Annotated in this window: 15 protein-coding genes; 9 read left to right on the forward strand and 6 right to left on the reverse strand. The window is 53.8% G+C overall.

The genetic code is table 11. The features are described from left to right. The first annotated feature begins 257 nt into the window (after positions 1-257). Positions 258-461 (forward strand): DUF2905 domain-containing protein, encoded by a 204-nt coding sequence (locus F822_RS03525; protein WP_025040651.1) that lies wholly within the window; start codon positions 258-260, stop codon positions 459-461. Positions 462-633: 172 nt separating this feature from the next. Here the strand turns inward: F822_RS03525 and F822_RS03530 are convergent, their stop codons facing one another. Next, positions 634-3,621: a transglycosylase domain-containing protein gene (locus F822_RS03530; RefSeq protein WP_231623563.1), complete on the reverse strand. Its 2,988-nt coding sequence runs from the start codon at positions 3,619-3,621 to the stop codon at positions 634-636. Between the two features lie 688 nt (positions 3,622-4,309). Between F822_RS03530 and F822_RS03535 the strand changes: the two genes are divergently transcribed. The 5 genes from F822_RS03535 (at position 4,310) to F822_RS03555 (ending at position 10,453) form a co-directional block, all read left to right on the forward strand. Continuing rightward, positions 4,310-5,122 (forward strand): carotenoid biosynthesis protein, encoded by an 813-nt coding sequence (locus F822_RS03535; protein ID WP_025040653.1) that lies wholly within the window; start codon positions 4,310-4,312, stop codon positions 5,120-5,122. Between the two features lie 316 nt (positions 5,123-5,438). Beyond that, on the forward strand, positions 5,439-5,744 hold the full coding sequence (locus F822_RS03540; RefSeq protein WP_025040654.1) for a c-type cytochrome: 306 nt from the start codon (positions 5,439-5,441) through the stop codon (positions 5,742-5,744). A 155-nt stretch (positions 5,745-5,899) separates the two neighbouring features. Continuing rightward, complete coding sequence (locus F822_RS03545) at positions 5,900-6,388, forward strand: DUF1499 domain-containing protein (protein WP_025040655.1); 489 nt, start codon at positions 5,900-5,902, stop codon at positions 6,386-6,388. Between the two features lie 139 nt (positions 6,389-6,527). Beyond that, on the forward strand, positions 6,528-8,921 hold the full coding sequence (locus F822_RS03550; protein WP_025040656.1) for a penicillin acylase family protein: 2,394 nt from the start codon (positions 6,528-6,530) through the stop codon (positions 8,919-8,921). 299 nt (positions 8,922-9,220) lie between these two features. Beyond that, positions 9,221-10,453 carry a PQQ-dependent sugar dehydrogenase gene (locus F822_RS03555; protein WP_025040657.1) on the forward strand — a complete coding sequence of 411 codons (1,233 nt, stop codon included), beginning with the start codon at positions 9,221-9,223 and terminating at the stop codon, positions 10,451-10,453. A 219-nt stretch (positions 10,454-10,672) separates the two neighbouring features. On the opposite strand, the gene F822_RS03560 is transcribed toward F822_RS03555, so the two are convergent. Both F822_RS03560 and F822_RS15735 read right to left on the reverse strand, forming a co-directional pair. After that, a complete protein-coding gene (locus tag F822_RS03560; protein ID WP_025040658.1) occupies positions 10,673-11,080 on the reverse strand; it encodes a CBS domain-containing protein in 408 nt (135 codons plus the stop codon). Between the two features lie 479 nt (positions 11,081-11,559). Beyond that, positions 11,560-11,973 (reverse strand): con-10 family general stress protein, encoded by a 414-nt coding sequence (locus F822_RS15735; protein ID WP_025040660.1) that lies wholly within the window; start codon positions 11,971-11,973, stop codon positions 11,560-11,562. Between the two features lie 548 nt (positions 11,974-12,521). On the opposite strand from F822_RS15735, the gene F822_RS03575 reads away from it, so the two are divergent. The 3 genes from F822_RS03575 to F822_RS03585 all read left to right on the forward strand — a co-directional run bounded on the left by F822_RS03575 (position 12,522) and on the right by F822_RS03585 (position 15,907). Further along, on the forward strand, positions 12,522-13,562 hold the full coding sequence (locus F822_RS03575) for a phytoene/squalene synthase family protein (RefSeq protein WP_025040661.1): 1,041 nt from the start codon (positions 12,522-12,524) through the stop codon (positions 13,560-13,562). Positions 13,563-13,722: 160 nt separating this feature from the next. Next, entirely contained in the window at positions 13,723-15,375 is a 1,653-nt protein-coding gene (locus F822_RS03580) for an MFS transporter (protein WP_025040662.1), read from the forward strand. Between the two features lie 247 nt (positions 15,376-15,622). Then, on the forward strand, positions 15,623-15,907 hold the full coding sequence (locus tag F822_RS03585; RefSeq protein ID WP_231623564.1) for a hypothetical protein: 285 nt from the start codon (positions 15,623-15,625) through the stop codon (positions 15,905-15,907). 167 nt (positions 15,908-16,074) lie between these two features. On the opposite strand, the gene F822_RS03590 is transcribed toward F822_RS03585, so the two are convergent. The 3 genes from F822_RS03590 to F822_RS03600 form a co-directional block, all read right to left on the reverse strand. After that, positions 16,075-16,545, reverse strand: a complete 471-nt coding sequence (locus F822_RS03590; RefSeq protein ID WP_051536640.1) for a thermonuclease family protein — start codon at positions 16,543-16,545, stop codon at positions 16,075-16,077. 120 nt (positions 16,546-16,665) lie between these two features. Continuing rightward, positions 16,666-17,823, reverse strand: a complete 1,158-nt coding sequence (gene dinB / locus F822_RS03595) for a DNA polymerase IV (protein ID WP_036575420.1) — start codon at positions 17,821-17,823, stop codon at positions 16,666-16,668. Positions 17,824-17,873: 50 nt separating this feature from the next. Beyond that, positions 17,874-20,375 carry an ABC transporter permease gene (locus F822_RS03600; RefSeq protein WP_025040666.1) on the reverse strand — a complete coding sequence of 834 codons (2,502 nt, stop codon included), beginning with the start codon at positions 20,373-20,375 and terminating at the stop codon, positions 17,874-17,876. Positions 20,376-21,166: the final 791 nt, after the last annotated feature.

Here is a 21,166-nt window from a genome sequence, read left to right on the forward strand (position 1 = left end):
CTTCCGTGTGTTAGCACACTAACAAGAAAACGAATCAGCGAAGCGATAAGCTGGGGCTGGAAAAATATAACTTAAGAAATTGAAACCGGCGAAGGCGGCGTTGCCAGCCTGATCTTATGAATATTGAGGCGGAGGCAGAAGCAGAAGGGGTCAATTGATCTTTCCAAAGAAAACGGTTTACACTAATCCGTAGATTTTTGCGTACCGTTGCCAAATGATGTGGAAGAAATTCCCCAAAAATCCTCGAGGAAATCCTTATGCAGCGTTTACTCATCATTCTCGGGATACTGCTGGTGGTTGCGGGCGTTGCATGGCCGTGGTTATCGAAACTACCGTTCGGGCGGTTGCCGGGGGACATTACCATCGAGCGGGAAAACTTCAGACTCTACTTTCCGCTGACGACAGGCTTGCTGGTGTCCTTGTTTCTATCGTTACTGCTATGGTGGTGGTCTCGTAAATAGCGGTCTTTTTTGAGGGGGGTATGAACAATTGGATTTATATGAAGCAATGGTGTACTGGTTCGTCAAGGAATTTGTAAAGGCCATCCTGGGCCTCGGGCTTGTGCTGGGTGTCGTCGTCTTCTTATGGTGGATCAATACCGAGGACTGAACTATCGGTATATTTCGTATATTTTCAGTGCAATTCGATTAAATGACGCGCTAGCTGACTCATCTCCAGTTTTTCATTTTCTTTCTTACCTTCCTTTCTACTCCCCTTTTTACGTTCTTCAGGTAGCTCGCCCTTGATCGCATTTCTTGCCAGGATCTGCTCCGGCAACGGCTGGGCCCGGTCGATGAGGGGCTTCAGGATGGGCAAGAGATGTTTCATGACTTGCGTAGAAAGCGCCGAGGTAAACGTGTAGTTAGCGGCGTCCGCCCCGGGCACGAATGCAGTCATCGTTCCGAAAAAACGGTCTCCGATGAAGAAGACAAAAGTGGCGGAGCGATTTACGACGCGCGATTCCTTGATGACGCCCGGCGAAGAAAACGTGATATGACGATGGTCGCCCGTCCCTGTCTTTCCGCCAATCGAAATTTCAGCCCCATCCTCTTCCACAATGGCTCGCGCCAACCGCGAAGCTGTACCTCTCTCGACCACATCTGTCAGTACGCCACGCACTGCCGCGGCCAATTCTGGAGAAAACATTTTTTCTCCTTGAATGGGCGCTCGTTCGACCATTGTCTCAAAAGGGGTGCCGGCTCCGAAACGCAAGCGTTCAATTAGTACAGCTGGCATTCGCACGCCATCGTTCAGAACGATACCCATCAATTCCGCAAGCGCGGCGGGATGATCGGCGGAACTCCCAATGGCTGTGGCAAGCGAGGGCACCAGCGAATCGAATGGATAGCCGAGGCGTTTCCAGCTACGATGAATTTCGAGAAATGCTTCAAGCTCCAGAAGACCGCGAATCCGCACATCCTGCGAATTCTTGTGTATGGTCTTGAACAACCACTGGTAGACAGCGATTCGCTCGTCCGTGCTCGCCGCGATCACGTCCTTGTACTGGGCAAGTGGATGGGAATTCAGGTAGCGTACCAACCATAATTCCAGTGGGTGGACGGTTACTACGTAGCCCTGATCGGCCAATGAATATTTGCCTGGTGCATACGCCTCATACAGATCTTGAACCATTGTCGGGGTCACACGTTTAAAGCCGGGCAGATACGGCGCCATGAATTTCTCGAACTCTGCAAGGGTAGACTCCGGATAAACATAACGGTGAGCGGCCGCCAAACGACGCGGCGTGTGCCGAAAGCTGGAGAAAAGCAACTTGCTGATCCCGCCCGGCTCGGTTGTTTTACCTTTGTACTTGAGATAAAAACGATTGATGAATTCCGTGCCTTCCTTGTCTGCAAAGCGTCTGAGGTACTCCACGCGGCCCGAATTTCCGACGTCCTTGAGTATCCTGGCTGATGAACCTCCTACCTGAAACATGTGATAGCGCACGATATCGCGCATCAGGCGAATATAGACAAGATTGACTGAATTCTTCGTCGCTTCACGTACGCTCATGATCTTGCGGTCGTCTTCATGCTTGAAATTATGAAAGACGTGCGAGCCGCCGCCGGTAAAGAACCGCTCTTCCGAATTAGCCGAGTACTTGCGCTCGAGAGCGGCATCCAGCATGGATGCCAAACTCTTGTCCCTGCTTTGCAAGAGATAACCGATCGCCCAGCGGCTGAGAATATCGCCGGGGTCAACCTCTTGTCCATTAAGTACTTTCGGTGCCAGCGTCGCATATTTATTATGCAGCGCTTCCACAATTTCGAGATAGGTCACCAATGTCCGCAATTTTGCGGTGGAACCCAGATCCAGCTTGGTCCCCTTGTTGATGTCCAGTGGTTGTTCAAAATTATCCGCCAGGATTCGAAACTTGGCGCCTTGCGGCGTCAATTCAGAAAGCGTGAAGCTGTAGATGATCTTTCCCGGATCTTCCGTACCCAGCAGGCGCTGCCCATAGAGCCCGGCAGCCTGCGCATGTTCCACATCCTTTAACTCGCGCAGCATATCGGTGGTTTTTTTCTGTAGCTCCAAGTCAAGAGTGCTTTGCACTGACAGATCCAGGCGGTCCAGGTCATACATGCGCTGCAACCCGAGCTGAGAGGCGAGTTGCACGCGAACAGCATTGACAGCCTTCTTCGAAGCAAAATTCCGGCCTTCTTCCGGAGAGCGCGCAACACGAAAATTCAGCGGCAGCTCAAGCGCCGCATCCCGAAGGCGCGCCGGTATCACGCCAGCCTGAGCCAGCACCCTCAGATAACTGTCGGTAAGTTCACCCAGTTCTTTTCGCCCCGCTATCAGGTAATAGGAAGGTCTACGCTGCGCAATCATCAGGCTCAACACGTGCTTGTAGAGGCGCGCCTTCTCGGTAAGCGCATCTCCTTGTGCAAACCGTGAATTAAGGATGTGATTGGTTTCGTCGAAGTCCAGGCCATACCACGCCCACAGGCCATCTCCAATCCCGTTCGTTTCTCCGAAACCTGCGGCTGCCGAAAGCGGGACTGTATTAAGGTAATCCACCAGGATCTGCTTGCGCGTGGGCAATGTGTATTCCCCCTGCAGATAAGTGCGCACGGATGCGGACGCAATCTGTTGAAGCTTATCCGTTGCATTCAGCGTCATTCCGTTGGGAGAGTGGCGGTATTTTTCAATTTGCGTTGCCAGCGTGCTGCCCCCTGATACGTCGTGCTCGGGACGAAAAAGCTGAATCGCCTTATCCAGCACTGCCCTGCCCAACCGGTTCCAGTCGACGGCCGGATTTTTTTTCGGCTGAGTCAGGTCCAGCAATTCGCGATTTTCGATAAACGTCAGGCTATTCGCCACTACAGGCGGCACTGACTGGAAATCCGCGTAAACACGTGCCGGAAACGCAGCGCGATACAATGGCTCGCCATCGTCGGCAGTTATTTCCAGACCGGCCTGGGATTTTTCGCGGTAAGGAATAAACAGGCCCTGCGCGACAAGTTCCTCCATGCGTGCAGAAATCCGCGCCTGCGCATGAACCTCAAAACCGTGCTTTGCCAGATGCTGAAGCAATTCCGGAAGGCGACTATAACCCAGGCGGATGTCATAAGGACCCGCTTGCGGGAAATGCGGCTGGTCGCTTGGACCGCTTTTCATTTCCCAGCGCAGATCATCGGCCAAATTCCACAATTGCCGTGCTTGATAGGAAGACGTTGTAACCTCCCGGTAAAGAAGGAAGGCTGCAATAACAAGTGCGGCGAAAAGCAGAGTCAAAACAGCAAAGGCAAAAAACCTGAGAATGCGCCTCACGATGGAGTCATCAAAAATAATAAAGCACTAAAGATTCCTGGAAGACAGTAAGCCACAAGATTTACAAGTATAGGGAAGAGAAATCTTTTCCGCGGCCGTATTTGAGGGGTAAAAACCCACCAAATCGAAAGGAAACGGTACATATCGATTACATTGACGACAGCGCTTTCATAGAACAGGACTCTAATCGCAATCAAAAAATACGGATGACGGTGCATGATGCGCTGAGCTTTCTATTGCTCTGCTGAAGCGGGCTATCTGGTTTGTGTGGTTTTATGCGAAAATTCGATTCTTGCCAGTCCTGCTCGTCCGGAAAGATCCGGCAGAGGTTTGCATGCTGCCTTATAGTTTCCGGTTACCGAATATGACAGGATATAATCTCGTCCGGCAAATAAAGGACGGTGGGCTGCGCCAAAACGCTACGAAGCCCAGATAGCACAAAAAATAATGTATTGCGCCCCTTCGCTCCTGAAGACGAACGTCCAGGAGATCAATCTCCGGTAAGAGTCCATCTACCGGACCAATGGAATATTCGATGGAATTCCTTAACCTCCTGCTGAAGACTATTACGCTTCGCCCCTATGTATTTGTGTTCCTTGCCGGGTTTCTCTTCTCCGCCAGCAGGCTGATCGGCTGGCGCAGGACAGCCTGCTTCATGGCTATTACATACACTGTGGCGCTTCTGTGCGAACTCTCTTCCACTCGCACCGGGGTTCCTTTCGGCTGGTATTACTATACCGGTTCAACGGTCGGGCAGGAATTGTATATCGCGGATGTCCCCGCCATGGATTCTCTCTCGTTTCCCTTTCTTCTCTATGCGAGCTATTGCATGGCGCTGGCTTTTCTCCTGCCTGCTACCAGCACAGACCCCCGTCCCGGTATGAGCATGATCCGGATGGGGTTTCCCCTTGCAGCCAGAACCGGCTGGCCGGTAGTGGTACTCACCATTCTTTTTTTCATGTTCATCGATGTCGTCATCGATCCGGTCGCGCTCCGCGGCGAGCGGTGGTTCCTCGGGCGAATATACTACTATCCTGATCCTGGCACGCATTTCGGCATCCCGATAGCCAATTATATTGGCTGGACTGTTGTGGGCTTTCTCTCTCTTCGCGCCTATCTTCCTCTCGATCGCAAACTTCAGGCTGAAGCCAGCCTCTTCCCTGCCCCATCGGTGACCGGACGCGTGCTGCTCGGTTGCGGTTTATATTATGGGGTATTGATCTTCAATCTCGTCATCACTTTCTGGATTGGAGAATCGCTTCTGGGCGTTACGGGCCTGTTCATTTATCTACCGATCACCGTACTGCTTGCCCTTCGACTCCTTGGTCACCCGCCGGCAAACGGATAAGGCGTAAAGTCTTTCCTCCTTCTTCTCCATCGAACCCTGCGGTGATCATCGCAATATGGACGATCGCGGCAATAATCCTGAATCCGGCAGGTGGACGGAGTGGAGTGAGCTTACCAGGAAGATGAAGCGCACGGGGTACGAAAAATTCCTTCCGGTATGGCGCTCAGTTGGTAAACGAATTGGCAAATGCGCTGAAAAATAGCAGTCAACAGTCGGATTCAGGATAATACCTGAACGATCCGTAAGGACGATATAATGCCTTCCCATGGCAGCTTGAAAGAAATATTTCCATCTTATAAAAATTGGAGTGCACAAAATGAAAAAAATGGTCTTGGTGCTAGCTGTTTCCGCATTGGTGAGTTTGGTTGGTTGCTCGAAGACGGATAATTACACGCCGGCCGAGAATGTCAGCGGGGAGGACATATTTTATACAAACTGTACAAAATGCCATAAACCGGAAAGCGGCAGCGTGATGGTTATAAGCACCGCGATGGCGAACAAGGACGCCATCATTCAGAAAGTTCAGAAAGGAAGCATGGGGATGACCGCGTTTCCCAATATTAAAGGCGAACCGGCGCAACGTCTGGCGGAATTCGTCGTGGCAAATAGCAAAACCAAGTAGCTTGACCATTGGCTAGCCCTTATTCGCACTGATGGTGTAGCCATGCCAAAAGCGGATGACATGGCGGATAAAGCAAAGGGATTATGTGACGCCGCCGCTGTAGGCTTAGGGAGTACGCTCCTCGTCCATTACATTGGGAGTCGCCGGGCATTGACATGGTTATTGTAAAGTGGGCACTTGTTGTCATTGCCGTTGTCGTCATTACGGGGTTGCTTGCCGGTCAACTCGGGCTACTCAAAGGCACGCCGCCCACCGATCTGGGCGTGCATGACGGAAGACTCAAGCCTCCCTCGAAAACACCTAATAGCGTGTCGAGCCAGGCGTCGCTTTACCCCGATCATCCCCAACGCGCTTATGCCGAGATCGCACCGCTGCCGCTGAAAGGCGATCCGGACACCGCACTGGACCGCATCGCCGAGGTTATCAGGACAATGGATGGCGCCAAGATAGTGAAAAGAGAGCCTGACTACCTCTATGCACAGTTCACTACCCGGCTCATGAAGTACGTGGATGATGCCGAGTTCTGGTTCGATCCGGCGGCCAAGGTGATTCAAGTTCGCTCCGCATCCCGCTTGGGAAAATCGGATCTCGGCGTGAACCGCGAGCGCATCGAATCCATTCGTCATAAACTCGGCTCCTCTTGAATTGTTGAGCCGCTGCCAAAATGGCTGGGTTCTCCATAGTGTTGCCTATCGTCAAAAAAACGTCTGAAGTCTGAGTAAGCCCACGTGACGTATTGCCCTGATAGGGAAATAACCTGTTTCCAATCGCTCTTCCTTAAACATGACGGCTGCGCTCCGCCCGGCCTACCGGGTTCTACTGGTATTTTTCATACTAGCGGCATTGTTGGCAGGTGGTAGCTGGCTGGTGCTGCGTGGTAGCTTGCCGCAATATGCCGGCACAGTAAATGTAAATGGCCTGTCTGCCCCAGTCACTGTTGAGCGCGATGCGCTGGGTAGCGTAACTTTGCGTGCGCAGGATCGCCATGATCTGGTTTGGGCGCTCGGTTATGCCCATGCGCAGGAACGCTTCTTCGAAATGGATCTGATGCGACGACAAGCAGCCGGTGAATTGGCTGAGCTGTTCGGACCGGCAGCCCTGCCGGCCGACCGAAAAGCGCGGAAGCACCGTATGCGCTCGCGTGCATCGGCGATATTGCAGGAATTGCCGACCAGCCAGCAGCAACTGCTCGACGTATATCGTGATGGGGTAAATGAAGGACTGAATGCGCTCACTACGCGACCGTTCCCCTATCTGCTGACGCGCATGCTCCCGGTTGCATGGCGCAGCGAAGATAGCATACTGGTCGTCAATGCGATGTATTTCACGCTGAATGACGGAAGTAATTTTCGCGAGCTTGCATTCTCTACCATGCATGCAACATTACCCGAAGCGGCCTACCGATTTCTCACCGCCGGTGGGGGTGACTGGGATGCGCCGCTTATTGGCACCGCATCCCACTGGCCGCGAACTCCATCCGCTAACGAGCTCGACCTGCGCAAGCTAGACCCCGGCCTTTTGCGCGATACCGAGGATCACAGCGATGACCTGCCTGGCAGCAATAGCTTTGCCGTGGCCGGCGAATTGGCTGCGGGCGCGGCACTGGTCGCCAACGACACGCATCTGGAACTGCGTGTTCCAAATATCTGGTTCCGTACCCGTTTGATCTACCCGAACTTGCGGCGCCCCGGATTTGACAATGACATTATCGGTGCCAGCCTTCCGGGGACACCCGCAATCGCAGTGGGTTCGAATCGCCATATCGCCTGGGGTTTTACAAACAGTTATGGCGATTTCACGGACTGGGTGCGGGTCAGGCTGGATCCGGCGGATAAGTCAAGATACCGCAACGCAGCCGGCTGGAATTCCGTCACTGTTCATCGTGAAACCCTGCATGCGCGCGGCGCACCGGATGAGGTCCTGGATGTTTATGAGACCGAGTGGGGACCGATACTCGCCACTGATCACGATGGCGTACCCCTTGCGCTCGCCTGGACAGCGCACCGGCCCGGCGCGATCGATATGGAGCTCGCCCAACTGGATGGGGCGGAAACCGTGGATGAAGCCGTCGTGATCGCGCAGAATGCGGGTATTCCCGCCCAGAATTTTATTGTCGGTGACCGAAAGGGCAATATTGCCTGGACTATCGCCGGGCGTATTCCAGTTAAAACCGGTGGTTATGATCCAACAATGCCGGCAGACTGGAGCGTGCCGGGTATGGGATGGAGCGGCTGGCTCAAGCCCGCCCAGTATCCATTGATCGTTAATCCGCCCGAGCACCGCCTGTGGACGGCGAATGCACGTACTGTCGACGGCCTCATGCTCGACCGGCTCGGCGATGGAGGCTATGACCTCGGTGCCCGCGCGAAGCAGATCCGCGATGGCTTACGCGGAAGCGAGCATTTCTCACCCGCAAGCATGCTGGCAATCCAACTGGACGATCGCGCGTTATTCCTGGCGCGCTGGCGGAGACTTCTCGAGCTGACGCTAAACCATGCAGAAGCGGTGCCTTGGCAGACCGAAATGCAGCAAGCGCTCCGCGATTGGGACGGACATGCCTCGACATCGTCGGTTGCCTATCGTCTGGTCCGCGCATTCCGCCGGGAGGTTACTAACAGGGTACTTGACGGTTTTGCGGCAGCAGTGCGCAATGACGCCCCGGATTTCGTGCTGCCAAAGTTGAATCAGGCCGAACACGCTGTGTGGACTTTGATCGAGCAGCGTCCACAACACTTGTTGCCGCCTGTTTATACCGATTGGGAAGACTTGCTGGGCAGCTCTGCCAGACGCGTGGCGGAACGTATGCGAAGCCAACCGGGCGGTATCGCGGCTCGTAGCTGGGGTGAGCGTAACACTGCCCGCATCAGACACCCGCTCAGCCGTGCTCTGCCCGATTTTATCGACGTATGGCTGAATATGCCCAAGGATGAACTGCCCGGCGACAGCAATATGCCGCGGGTGCAGGGACCAAGCTTCGGCGCCGCAAATCGTTTTGCAGTTGCCCCCGGTAATGAAGAGCAAGGTTATTTCGAAATGCCCGGCGGACAGAGCGGGCACCCCTTCTCACCTTATTATGGCAGCGGGCATGCCGATTGGGTTAACGGCATACGGACTCCATTTCTTCCGGGACCACCCGAACAGACACTGCACCTGCATCCGCTTGCGAAAACCCCATAATTGGTGGTTGGGCACCTCGTTACTCTAGCCCCATGAATGCCAGCTCCAGCTCATTCCAGGGCTTAAGCGTTTTCTCTTCATGGATACAGATGTAAATGGGGCACATCCAACTCCAATGTACCAAAATGATGCCTCATCAGCAGCCGTGACTCGCACTCATTTGACAACCGACTGGGCGTTGTCTATATAAATAAAGAATAGGCACTTTTGGTATTCCTGCTTCAGCTTTCTTTGTACAGCTTTGTATAGCCTGGTATAACCCGACTCCCAGGAGCTATCATGAACAAGTTTTTTCCATCTTGCTCGCTGCAGCTTTTGCCGCTACCGTCTGGATACCACCTGCTCTTGCGCAGTTGCAAACCCAAATTGTCGCCACCGGTTTAAACCGCCCCTTGTTCGCCACTTCACCCAATGGCGATTCACGGCTATTCATTGTAGAGCAGGGTGGATTGATTAAAATCCTCGAGAACGGGACGGTGCGTCCCACTCCATTTCTCGATTTGTCCAGCTCGGTCAATACCGACGGCGAGCGCGGCCTGCTCGGTATGGCGTTTGATCCGAATTTCGCGACCAATCGGCGCTTTTATGTCGATTACATAGAAAGGACCACGCTCAACACGGTGGTCGCCACTTATCAGGCCAGCACGGGGCAGCCTAACATAGCAGATGCCGCAAGCCGGCAAACGGTGATCACTATCGCTCAACCTGCCGGGCTCAACAATCACAAGGCAGGCTGGATCGGTTTTCGCCCCGGCGAGGCCGCGAACCTTTACATCGGCACCGGCGACGGCGGAGCTCGCGATGATCCTCAGAATCGCGCACAGAATCTTTCCGAAAATCTGGGAAAAATGTTGAGGGTTGATGTATCGGCCGATCGTTTGCCAAACGACCCCTCGCAGTATGGCTATGCGATCCCTGCTGGCAACCTTGCTGGCGGCAACCCGGAAATCTATGCTTATGGGCTGCGCAATCCATACCGCGACAGCTTCGACCGGAAAACCGGCACGTTTTATATTGCCGACGTCGGGCAGGATAATCGCGAAGAGATTAATATCGGCACCGCTGGCGCCAATTACGGGTGGCGCAAGTTCGAGGGCACACGGTTGAATTTTCCTGATGATCCGTCGCTTGCGCATCATACATTGCCAATCTTCGAATATGATCACAATGGCAGCGGTGCCTCGATCACAGGTGGCTATGTTTACCGTGGATCGGCGATTGATGGGCTGAATGGCACTTATTTCTTCGCAGACTTCATTAACGACAAGGTGATGTCTTTCCACTTTACCGGCGCGCCCATTACGAATGCCGATGTTACCGACCGAACGGCCGAATTGCTGTCCCCTACCGGTATTTCAGGGGGCATCTCCTCATTTGGCGAGGATGCCGCCGGTAACTTGTATCTGGTGAGCATCAATGGTCAGGTGGGAATGATCACCGCCATACCCGAACCGGAGGGTTGGGCTATGATGCTTGCAGGCATGGCCCTTGCCTCGCTACGGACGAGATGTTTCGCTACATGTAAGGCATAAATAAAAAGTAGCAGCCGTGCTCGGGTAGTATGCAACGACGCTCTATTCAGCTTTATCGCAGACTAACTGGATATGCCAGAGGATGAGCTTACCGGCGCAACAACACGTCACAAGTGACGGGCTGAATACCGGAAAAACGATACTATTCCTGTCCAGGCACAAGCCGCCAGCTTCGAGCAGCGTGTTATGGAAATATCGCTTCTTTCTCCTGGTATGGTTTCAGGTTTCAGAGAGCGCTTCGGAGACAGGCCCGATATCGGAGTCCTCGACGCCAAAAGCTCCGAGCGCCACGACCCCCACGAGCCGTTGATCGTCATCCACAACCGGAAGGCGTCGAATCTGATGCTCTCTCATGATTTGGGCTGCATTACCTACTGAATCGTCCCGATGCGCCCAGACAGGCTCACTGGACATGACATCTCGAACTTTAAAGCTCGAACCTTGGCCTTCGGCGACAGCACGAATTATAATGTCGCGGTCGGTTATCACACCAAGCAATTGATCTTCTTCTCCTACCGGCATCAGGCCGAAATCTCCATCGCGCATCTCTTGCGCTGCTTCCTCGATTGTTGCGTCCGGGCTGATGGTGTGCACATCCGGAATCATCACATCGCCAACTGTTCGCATGTCAATCTCCTCCCTTTGGAGTTAATGGATATCCCCTGGATATTCTCCCTGAAGCCGATTGCATGAACCGTTATAGCTGTTAACCTGCTTAGGCGGCCTCACAATGCATCGGAGCGGAACTCCTCTTTGTATTGTTGAGATAATGAGGATACATTCTTGCACACGGATGCTTCTGACGAGAAAATTTGAGTTCCAAAAGCTTGTTGCTGCCACGACGCCATATTCCGGCACTTCCTACCCTTGACAGCTTTCTTCTGCCAAAGTTGATTACCCGCGACAAAATATTATTGCCGCCGGTCACCTGCTTCCGTTCGTTGCCGCCGTCCCTGATTTCCGCTATACCAATAAAATACAAGCGAAGCTAGTGCCAAAACCGCACTACAGGAATATTCCGTATCCCTTCAGGATTGGGAAGAGGGGAGGATGGAGATACTCACCCTTCCCTCTTCCCGGGCCTCTTTTACAGCCCAGCCTTATCACTATTTGTTTTTATGGCTTTGGCTACCCGCTTTGACATGCTGCTCGTGGGTGCCGCCGCGACTAGAGGAGCTACTACCGTCGTCGCTTTTTTGGCTTTGGCTACCGGCCTTGGGAGGCTGTTCGGAACTGCCACCACGACCGGAGTCGGACGAATGGGATTTATCACCACCCTTATCGGAATTTTTATGACTTTGGCTACCCGCTTTAACGTGCTGCTCGTGAGTGCCGCCATGGCTGTGCTCACCCCCTTTATGGCCCGCCTCACGAGCTTCCTCGGAATCGAACTCATGCGCGGTCCCTTTCTCATGAGCGGCCTTTCCGCCCTTGCTGGCAATTTCCTTTTGTTTATCTTCATCCATCGAGGCAAAGCCGCGATTGCTGTGGCTGCCATCTTTTCTGTTATCTGCGCTCATCTTTATCTCCAATTTGGTAGGTGTTTACATAACGCCGTATGAAAAATTTTTCAACAGCGGGTCGATTCCATCTCTCACGAGACCAGAGATATTGAATTCAGCGTAATATTGAAAATCAGCCCCTTCCGTGCGGCAACGCACACACCCTCAGAGGCCAGCCTCCTCGATATTCGATTATTTGCGCCCCAGTCATCAGTACCATGTACCTGAAACACATTCTTTGCCAAATCCAGTCCAACTACAATAAGGCAAGCTTTTCCATGACTTCCCTCCGTTGAAGTGGCTGTATAACACCTCCACTTTGGCACCTTGATGCCAGCTTGGCTAGGGGACGTCCATTAAATCATCCTACGACGGCAGCATAATAATGCTGCCCGCCCAAACTTAAACTCCAATCGCATTTCTTCACTATTCACCCGCTTTTGCCCACTAGAAATCCGAAGCTGTTCGACTGAAAAACCGGTTTCAGGAACATAACGTCTTGACCTTCAGGTTCTACAACAGGTAATGTTCGCCCCTTGTTAATAGAGCGGCTTTGGATTCCATCGTTGAGTACTGACCCGATTACACATGAGCTCCTGCACGATATCCTCAAGCAGGTTTCCCGTTCGTTTTATCTCACGCTGAACGTGCTGCCGGTTGGCGTGCGCGACCAGATGGGATTGTCGTATCTCTTCGCGCGCGCAGCAGATACCATCGCTGATACGGATCTGCTCGATCGTCCGCAGCGCCTGAGATACCTTAATCAGTTCTCCGCGCAGTTCGCAAATGCCGAGATTGACTGGAATGCCATCCAGGAAATTCAGGCCGCTCTGGTTCCCCACCAGAAAGACTCTGCGGAAAGCATTCTCCTTCAGCGCCTTGCAGACTGCCTGAAACTATATGAAAAATGCTCTGCAGGGGATCGGGAGCGTATCCAATGGCTGATGAAGGTGCTACCCGAGGGGATGAAAATGGACCTGACCCACTTCCCCGGTGAATCAAGCGGGCAACTTACCGCATTGTCCACACTGGACGAGCTGGACCAGTACACTTATTATGTCGCGGGTTGCGTAGGAGAATTCTGGACCAGAATGGTCTGCGCGCACCGGCCGGCAATGGGCCGATGGAATGTCGCAGAAATGTCCGCCATCGGGGTCAGATTCGGAAAAGGGTTGCAGCTCACCAATATCGTTAAAGACATCGCCCGTGATCTGCACAATGGCCGTTGCTACGTGCCGGAGTCGCTTCTGGCAGAGGCCGGGTTGAAACCGACCGATTTGCTGATCGAGAGCAACCTTCCCAAATTCAGGCCCATCCTGAACCAGCTCATCGGGCTTGCCATGGAACACCTGGATCAGGGATGGATTTATACAATATCGCTTCCCGTCTCCGAAATCCGCCAAAGATTGGCCTGCATGTGGCCAATATTACTGGCCGGGGAAACGTTGAAACGGGTCGCGGTCTCCTCCGACTTGCTCAATCCGGCCGTGAATGTCAAAGTGCCGCGCAGCGTGGTTTACCGTGTGATGGCCTTGACAACGCTTACCTGCGCCAACAGTTACGTTGCAACTTCATACTGGGATCATCTCAGAAACCAGGTTGACTGAGCCGCGGATCGGGCTGGCGCAACGCAGGCGGTAAGTCACCCGAGTTTGAGCGAATGAAGCAGATAATCCGCAAGATAAAATCCGCAAAATTTTTGACTAGAATAATTCGACCGTTCGACTCGGTCGTCCAGCCGGCAAAGCTCATGAGAAGTCCCTTGTTATGACAGCCGTTCCCCCAGCCATCGGGCTCTTCGCCACTGTGGGCCGCTGGCTCGACGCCAATATACTCGCGCTGGGGCGGGAAATGCGCTTGTCTTATCTCCCCCCGCTCATGGTCTACACCGCCGCAGGCATTTCCAGCCTGACGGGAATCGTCGGCACCTTTTATGTTAAAGAGCGACTAGGGCTTTCCGCCGAGTTTCTGGCTGCGCTCGGGTTCTGGATGATGCTGCCCTGGGCATTGAAGATGCCGCTCGGCCATCTGGTGGATTTGGTGTGGCGATGGAAGAGCCTGCTTGTATATCTCGGCGCGGCGCTGATCACGCTGAGCCTGCTGATCATGATCGGGCTGCTCGGGCACACCGACACCATGCGCGCTATCGCTACAGTGGAAACCTGGTACGTTACCGCCGCTTTGCTCGCACCCATCGGCTACGTTGTTCAGGATGTGGTAGCGGACGCCATGACGGTGGAGGCCGTGCCGCGAGTGGATGCAAACGGGCATCCGCTCGCGCTTGAAAATCGCAAGTCCATGCATGTCACCATGCAGACGCTCGGGCGGGTTGCGATTATCAGTGGCGGTGTTTTAGTCTCGGTGGTGAATGTCGTCGTGTTGCAAGGCGTGGGCGAATTACCCGAGGTGCAGAAAGCGGCCGCTTATCTGTTCGTCTACAAGCTTGCGTTGATAATCCCGCTGGTTTCAATAGCGGGCGTCTTGTTCGCCTCCTGGTTGCGGCGGCGGGATATGGCACGATTTGCAGCGCAGGGACATAGTCGCCAGGAGTCTGAAGCGCTGCTTGGCATTTATACAGACCCTCCCCCAGTCAACTGGTGGATTCTCGGCGGCGGATTCGCCTTTACTGCGGTGTCCCTGAGCGTCGGCCTAAGCCGCATTCCCGGCGGGGAAGAAATCATCTTCGCGGTATCCATGGCAATTGTTTTGTTTCTGATGTGGCGATTGACAAGCGAGCTTGAGCCTGATGCGCGCAACGTGCTGGTGGGTACGGCAATTCTGATATTTGTATTTCGCGCGATACCGGGGCCGGGCGCCGGTTCGACCTGGTGGATGATCGACAGTCTGGGTTTCGATCAGCAGTTTCTCGCTGCATTGTCTCTGATTGGTGCGACGCTGACCCTGGCCGGAATGTTCATTTTTCGCCGTTTCATGGCTGAACGGTCGATCGCTTACATCATCGGTGCTCTCACCGTTTTGGGAACCCTGCTTTCTCTGCCTATAATCGGCATGTTCTTCGGGCTGCATGAGTGGACCGCCTCCCTGACTGGCGGCATAGTGGATGCGCGATTTATTGCCGTGATCGATACCGCGCTTGAATCGCCTCTGGGGCAAATCGCAATGATTCCCATGCTGGCGTGGATCGCCAACTCGGCGCCGGAAAGACTCAAGGCGACTTTCTTCGCAGTGATGGCTTCATTCACTAATCTTGCCCTGTCCGCTTCCCAGCTCGCCACCAAGTACATGAACCAGATTTTCATCGTCACGCGTGAGGTAGACGATCCCCTTACTGGCCAGATCGCGGTTCCCGCGGACTACAGTCAACTTGGCATGTTGTTGATCTCGGTAACCGCGATCGGCTTTGTGCTGCCGCTACTGGCTATCCTGCTGGTCAAGCGCACGCGATTTCGCAATGCCTGAACCGTTCAGGCTGCAAAACATTTATTTCACCCGCCCCATACTTCATTGAAGTTCAGTTGCTCAGTTGCAACTGCCCCATGTGTTCGCTCACCCCTTGACAACATCTCGGCCGCAGGACATCATTCACTGAGGAATTACATGTTCATGGGATTCTTTATCATTCCCATGAATTTCCCGAGCGTCAATCAACGCTGCTGAATTTCCTCTTTTTTAACAAACTCTTCCTGTATTCGGAGAATTGCAACCTATGCCACGACAAAAAGGCATAACCCTGCTCGCGCTATTGTTGATTGTTTTTGCTACAGCAATGACATACTGGATATGGCGGGCCCATACCCAGGTATCCCTGGAGATCGCGCTTTCCTGCCGCCTGCCTACTGCTGAGGCCTGCGCCTCAGCCAAGGCGCGTTATATGAATAGTTTTTATGCTGCATGGTTTTCGCAGATGTTTCCATGGATTCTGCCGTTTCTTCCAGCTTTTATCTATGTATTCTTTTTTCGCTGGCTGCGCAGAGACAAGCGATCTTTGTAAGGATTGAGAACCCGAGTGGTTTTGCGGTCAAATCAGGTACGGCAATAGCGGTGAGTGAACTCATGCAGCACAATAGGCATCGCCTACGCGCCCCCACGATTCAGGACTTGTACCATTACCTCGGCTATTCAGGCTGGACGCATAGATGGGATTTGAATGGATATAAGCTACTCCCATATTTCGCGCCATTCCCAAGGGGGAGAGGAATAAGGGTCAGCCCATAATCCTCGCTTGGCGGCCTTGGCTTCATCCTCGACGGGGTCGAGGGTCGGGTCTTCCACATAACGGTCGTATACCCACGCCATGCCGCGTCTCACCTGTTCCTCGCCGGCATCGACATCACCGCAGCGGACCTTCGCAAACATGCGGCCATACTGGTCCTTGCCTTTCGGAAACACCGTCACTTTTTCCCAAAAACACAGATCAGAAAGGGATTGCCTTGAACGCGTGCCGAAGGGCTGGTTTGTTTCGGGCGCGTCGATTCCCGCCAGGCGGACCCTTACCCACTCATTGTTTATTATCACGGTAAGGTTATCGCCATCCGTGATATGGATTACCTTGCCGGTGAGATCCGCGCGGGCCAAGCCGGGGAAGGCGATAAATATAACCAGCGCAAGAGCAACAAGGGGATGCTGCATGTCCGGTACCTATTCTGCTGGTAGTGCTCAAGATTATTACTAATGGCGCCTACTGTGGCAAGAGTGGCAAGAGTGGTCTTCATGAATTATAACTGCCGTTTGCGATCGTAGCGTCCAGTATCATGCTTCCAGTACAGTCAGCGGCAGTTCGGTCTGGTGTGCCATGCCCATGCTCTGCAAGGTGCTGCCCGAAGATAACGAACTGGCACGGACGCCCAGCAATCGTAATTTGTGCTTCAGTGGCGTGCGCCGCAGGCATTCTTCCGCCGCTCGGCGAATTGCAATAGCATCGGCCGCAGGAAAGGATAAGGTAATATCGCGGGTTATGGTGCGGAAATCTTCGTACCGTACCTTGATGCTGATGGTTTGGGCAACGTAACCCCTGCGCTGGAGGTCTTTTGCCAGGTCTGCACAAAGGCCCGTAAAGATTTCTGACAGAATGGAGCGATCATGCTGAACGTGCAGATCTCTTTCGAATGTCGTTTCGCGACTGATCGACTTGGGTTCTGAATTCACCATTACCGGCCGCTCATCAATGCCATGGGAAGCTTCTTGCAGCCAACGGCAATAGCTGCGGCCGAAGTGCCTTTGAAGAAGCGCAGCGTCAACTTGTGCCAACTCACCGATAGTAGTAATGCCGAGCATCGCCAGCTTTTGAGTGGCTTTTGGCCCGATTCCACTGATTTTGCTGACTGGAAGAGGCCATATCCGGCGCGGGATATCTGCTGGATTCAGGATGATGAGACCATCCGGTTTCTCAAGATCGGAGCAGATTTTCGATAACAGCTTGTTGGGGGAAATACCAATGGAGCAGGAAAGCCCGGTACTGTCACGCACAGTCTGTTTGATGCGCTGGGCAAGTATCAGCACATCACCCTGCAGTTCGCTCAGGTCGATGTAAATTTCGTCAATGCCATGGTCTTCAATATGGGGAGCAACAGCCGCAACGGCTGCTTTGAACAGTCGTGAATAGTGGCGATATGCGCTGAAGTCGGCAGGCAGCAAGATGGCATCCGGCGCAAGCCGTGCGGCTTTCATCAGGCCCATACCCGAGGAGACGCCGAAAACACGCGCTTCATAGGTAGCGGTAGTGATCACGCCTCTGCCGACATAGTCCCGCAACCGGACGAAACGCCTACTGCCGTCTTCGAGGATATCCGGCTGCTGGTCACTCCGCCCGCCAATCACAACCGGCGCGCCGCGCAATTCTGGGTAGCGAAGCAGCTCGACCGATGCGTAGAATGCATCCATATCAAGATGAGCAATACGCCGGCACAACTTAGCAGCCCCTTGGTTAAATCAGAAGCAATAAAATTGATGATTTTTCATCAAACTTTACGCAGTGTCATAAGCGGCGGCGTCGAGAGTGCGGAGCGAGTGCCCATCAGCCCCGCTGCGGTCACGCCCACAACCCCTGCAAATAAGCCGGTCAGCCATATCCACGGGTTGAATGTATAGCTCAGATTCAACGCATATTCGCCCACGACATACCCCAGCGCGTTGGCGCCTGCCGCGGCAAAAAGCCCGGCAAGGCCCCCCAATATGGCGAATTCGGCTGCCCATGCGCCCGCAAGTTGCCGACGCTTCGCGCCCAACGTGCGGAAAATAGCGGCCTCATGAATTCTCTCATCCTGAGTAGAGACAATGGCGGCATACAATACCGTCAGTCCCGCCAGTAATGTAAAAAGGAAAACAAATTCGATCGCCTTAGTCACTTGTTCAATTACCTTCTGGACCTGGCTGATGATGTTCGCAACATCAAGCACAAGCAGGTTGGGGAAGGCTTTGATCAGTTGATTCGTCACTTCTATCTGCTGAGACGGCAGATGGAAACTGGTGATATAGCTCACCGGGTATTTCTCCAGCACACCCGGCGGCGCCACTACAAAAAAATTGACGCGAAACGAATCCCAATTTACTTTTCGCAAGCTGGTCACCTTTGCGGTAAATACGCTGCCCGCCACATCGTAAGTCAGACTGTCGCCCAGCTTGATGCCGATTGTCTTCGCGATATCCTCCTCCATGGATAGTTCCGCTTTTCCGCTGTCTCCCTTTTTCCACCAGTGACCGCTGACAATCTGATTGTCACTCTGCATTTCGTCCGCCCAGGACAGATTGAACTCACGTTCCACGAGTCGTTTCGCGCGGATGTCCGCATATTCACCCGACGCGATCGACTTGCCATTGATCTCCGTCAAACGTCCGCGCACCATTGGAAAGACGGGTGGGCGTTCCATGTTATGCTGGCTAAAAAATGCCGCCAGTGGCTGCAATTGGTCTTCCTGTATATTTATCAGAAAATGATTGGGCGCATCCGGCGGCAGGCTGGTACGCCAATCCTGCAGCAGATCATCCCGGATAAGCGTCAGCGCGAGCATCGCCATCAACCCCAATCCCAATGCGACGGCCTGAACCACGCTGGAAGTCGCGCGCCGGCGGATACTGGCCAATCCGTAGCGCCATGCGCCTGCTGTATGAACACGCATGTGCGTGAGGGCCTTTAACAGCAGCCATCCAATCAAGCCAAAAACCGCGATCGCCGCAACGAACCCGCCGATGACAGACATACCCAGGCGCACGTCGCCGGCTTTCCATAAAAACAATACCGATAACGCAGCCAACCCCAGCCCATAGCCGGTAATGCTGAAGGTATTCGGCATACCGATATCGCGTCGCAATACGCGTAGCGCCGGCACGCTTCGCAAATTGAGCAGGGGCGGCAATGCAAACCCAAGTAGCAGCACCATGCCGGTCAACAACCCGTGCACGCCAGGCCATATACTGGGCCACGGCAATTCAGCTTCCACCAACCCTGAAAGCCAAAAAGTCAGCGCCTCCTGCGAAACAAAACCGAGCAGGCATCCTGCCCCGCTGGCGATCAACCCCAGTGTAATAAAATGATACAGGTACAGGCGTAGCATGGCCCCCTGGCTGGCGCCCAGGCAACGCATGACCGCGCAACCGTCAAGATGGCGCTGAGTGAAACGCCGTACGGCAAGCGCTACCGCCGCAGCCGCCAGTACTACGCTTGCCAGCGCGGCCAGGCTGAGGAATTTTTCCGCGCGCTCCAGAGCGGCCTTGATTTCAGGACGAGCATCGCGAATCCCCTCTATCCTTTCCCCAAGCATCAAATGCGATTGAGCCCATCTCCGGAAATTCTCCACGTCGCCGGATTCTCCAGAAACCAGAAGACGATAGCCGATCCGGCTACCCTCCTGCACCAACCCGGTTGCGGGCAGGTCGGCTGCATTGATCAGCACCCGGGGCCTCAGATTGAGGAAGCCGATGGAATAGTCCGGCTCCTGCGTTATCAGTGCGGCAACAGTTAGGTGTACCGCGCCCACCTCTATCTTATCGCCGCGATGCAGATCAAGGCGGACCATGAGCTTCTCATCCACCCATGCCGAGCCAGGCGCCGGAATTGCATTTGCAACCCGTGTGGCTTCAGGGGATACATTGCTGAAGTCCTCGGTGATACGTAAGGTACCGCGCAAAGGATACCCAGCGGTGACGGCCTTGATCTCCGTCAGTAAATTGCTCTCCCCCTTCCCGGTCATACTGGGGAATTTAAGCGCAGTGGAAACAGCTAGCCCCAGCCGTTTCGCTTCATCGGCATAACGCGGGGCCAGCGGATGGTCTGAAAAAACGATCAGGTCTGCGCCAAGCAACTGATTTCCCTGGCGGGAAAGCGCCAATTGCACACGATCGGCAAAAAAACCGACCGTGGTCATCCCCCCGATCGCAATAACCAGCGCGAACGTCAGTACACGTAACTCCCCCGCACGCCAATCGCGGCGAAGCATCCGAAAAGAAAGCCTGAAAATGTTCATGGAACCCTGCTGTAAGTACAGTGGCTAATTATTTGTGAGTGCTCAGGAAATCTGTCGTTAAATCTTGCAGGGGCTCACGCTAGCGAGAGCCCCGATTCGGGAGAAAGATGGGATTACCCGGTTACAGGCACTCCTTCCCGGTACCGCGAAGCATAATTTAACGATCCAAGGTTTCAGAAAGGGAAATATTCATGGTTGTCATGGCTCCACCTTAAAAGTAAGCTATAACCATAATGGCAAAATTCGCTGGTGTTCACAACCATAATCAACAGCATTCGGATTTGCAGCAGTAGGTCGGGCTCCGCCCGACGATCAAAGAAACGATGTCGGGCGGAGCCCGACCTACCATCGTGAGCGTAATTTAATCAGGCGTTGCGTAGTTGGGTTTGATAACTGAAACCCCATAGTACCGGGGCAGTTTTTTTACCCCATCCCCTTATCGCTTCCAATACGGGCTTCAATCGCCACCCTTCTCTATTAAAGGTATTCGTAGCGTACAGGTTCTGCTGGTGAGCGTTCCGGATAATCACTCCGCCCGACGATCAAAGAAACGATGGCGGGCGCAGCCCGCCCTACGGTGAGCGTAATTTAGTCCGGCAGCTTCCAATCTCTTCAGCCGATCCGCAAGCCTGTTTGAATTGAAGCGATATTTTTCGGTGCGATATCAAATCCCGATAGCGGCGTTTGCCAGCATCAGCGAAATCGCGCGTAATCAACAAAACTCGGAGTTGCAGCGGTAGGTCGGGCTCCGCCCGACGATCGAGGAAACGATGGCGGGCGGAGCTCGCCCA

The organism is Nitrosospira briensis C-128, assembly GCF_000619905.2.
GTDB lineage: Bacteria > Pseudomonadota > Gammaproteobacteria > Burkholderiales > Nitrosomonadaceae > Nitrosospira > Nitrosospira briensis.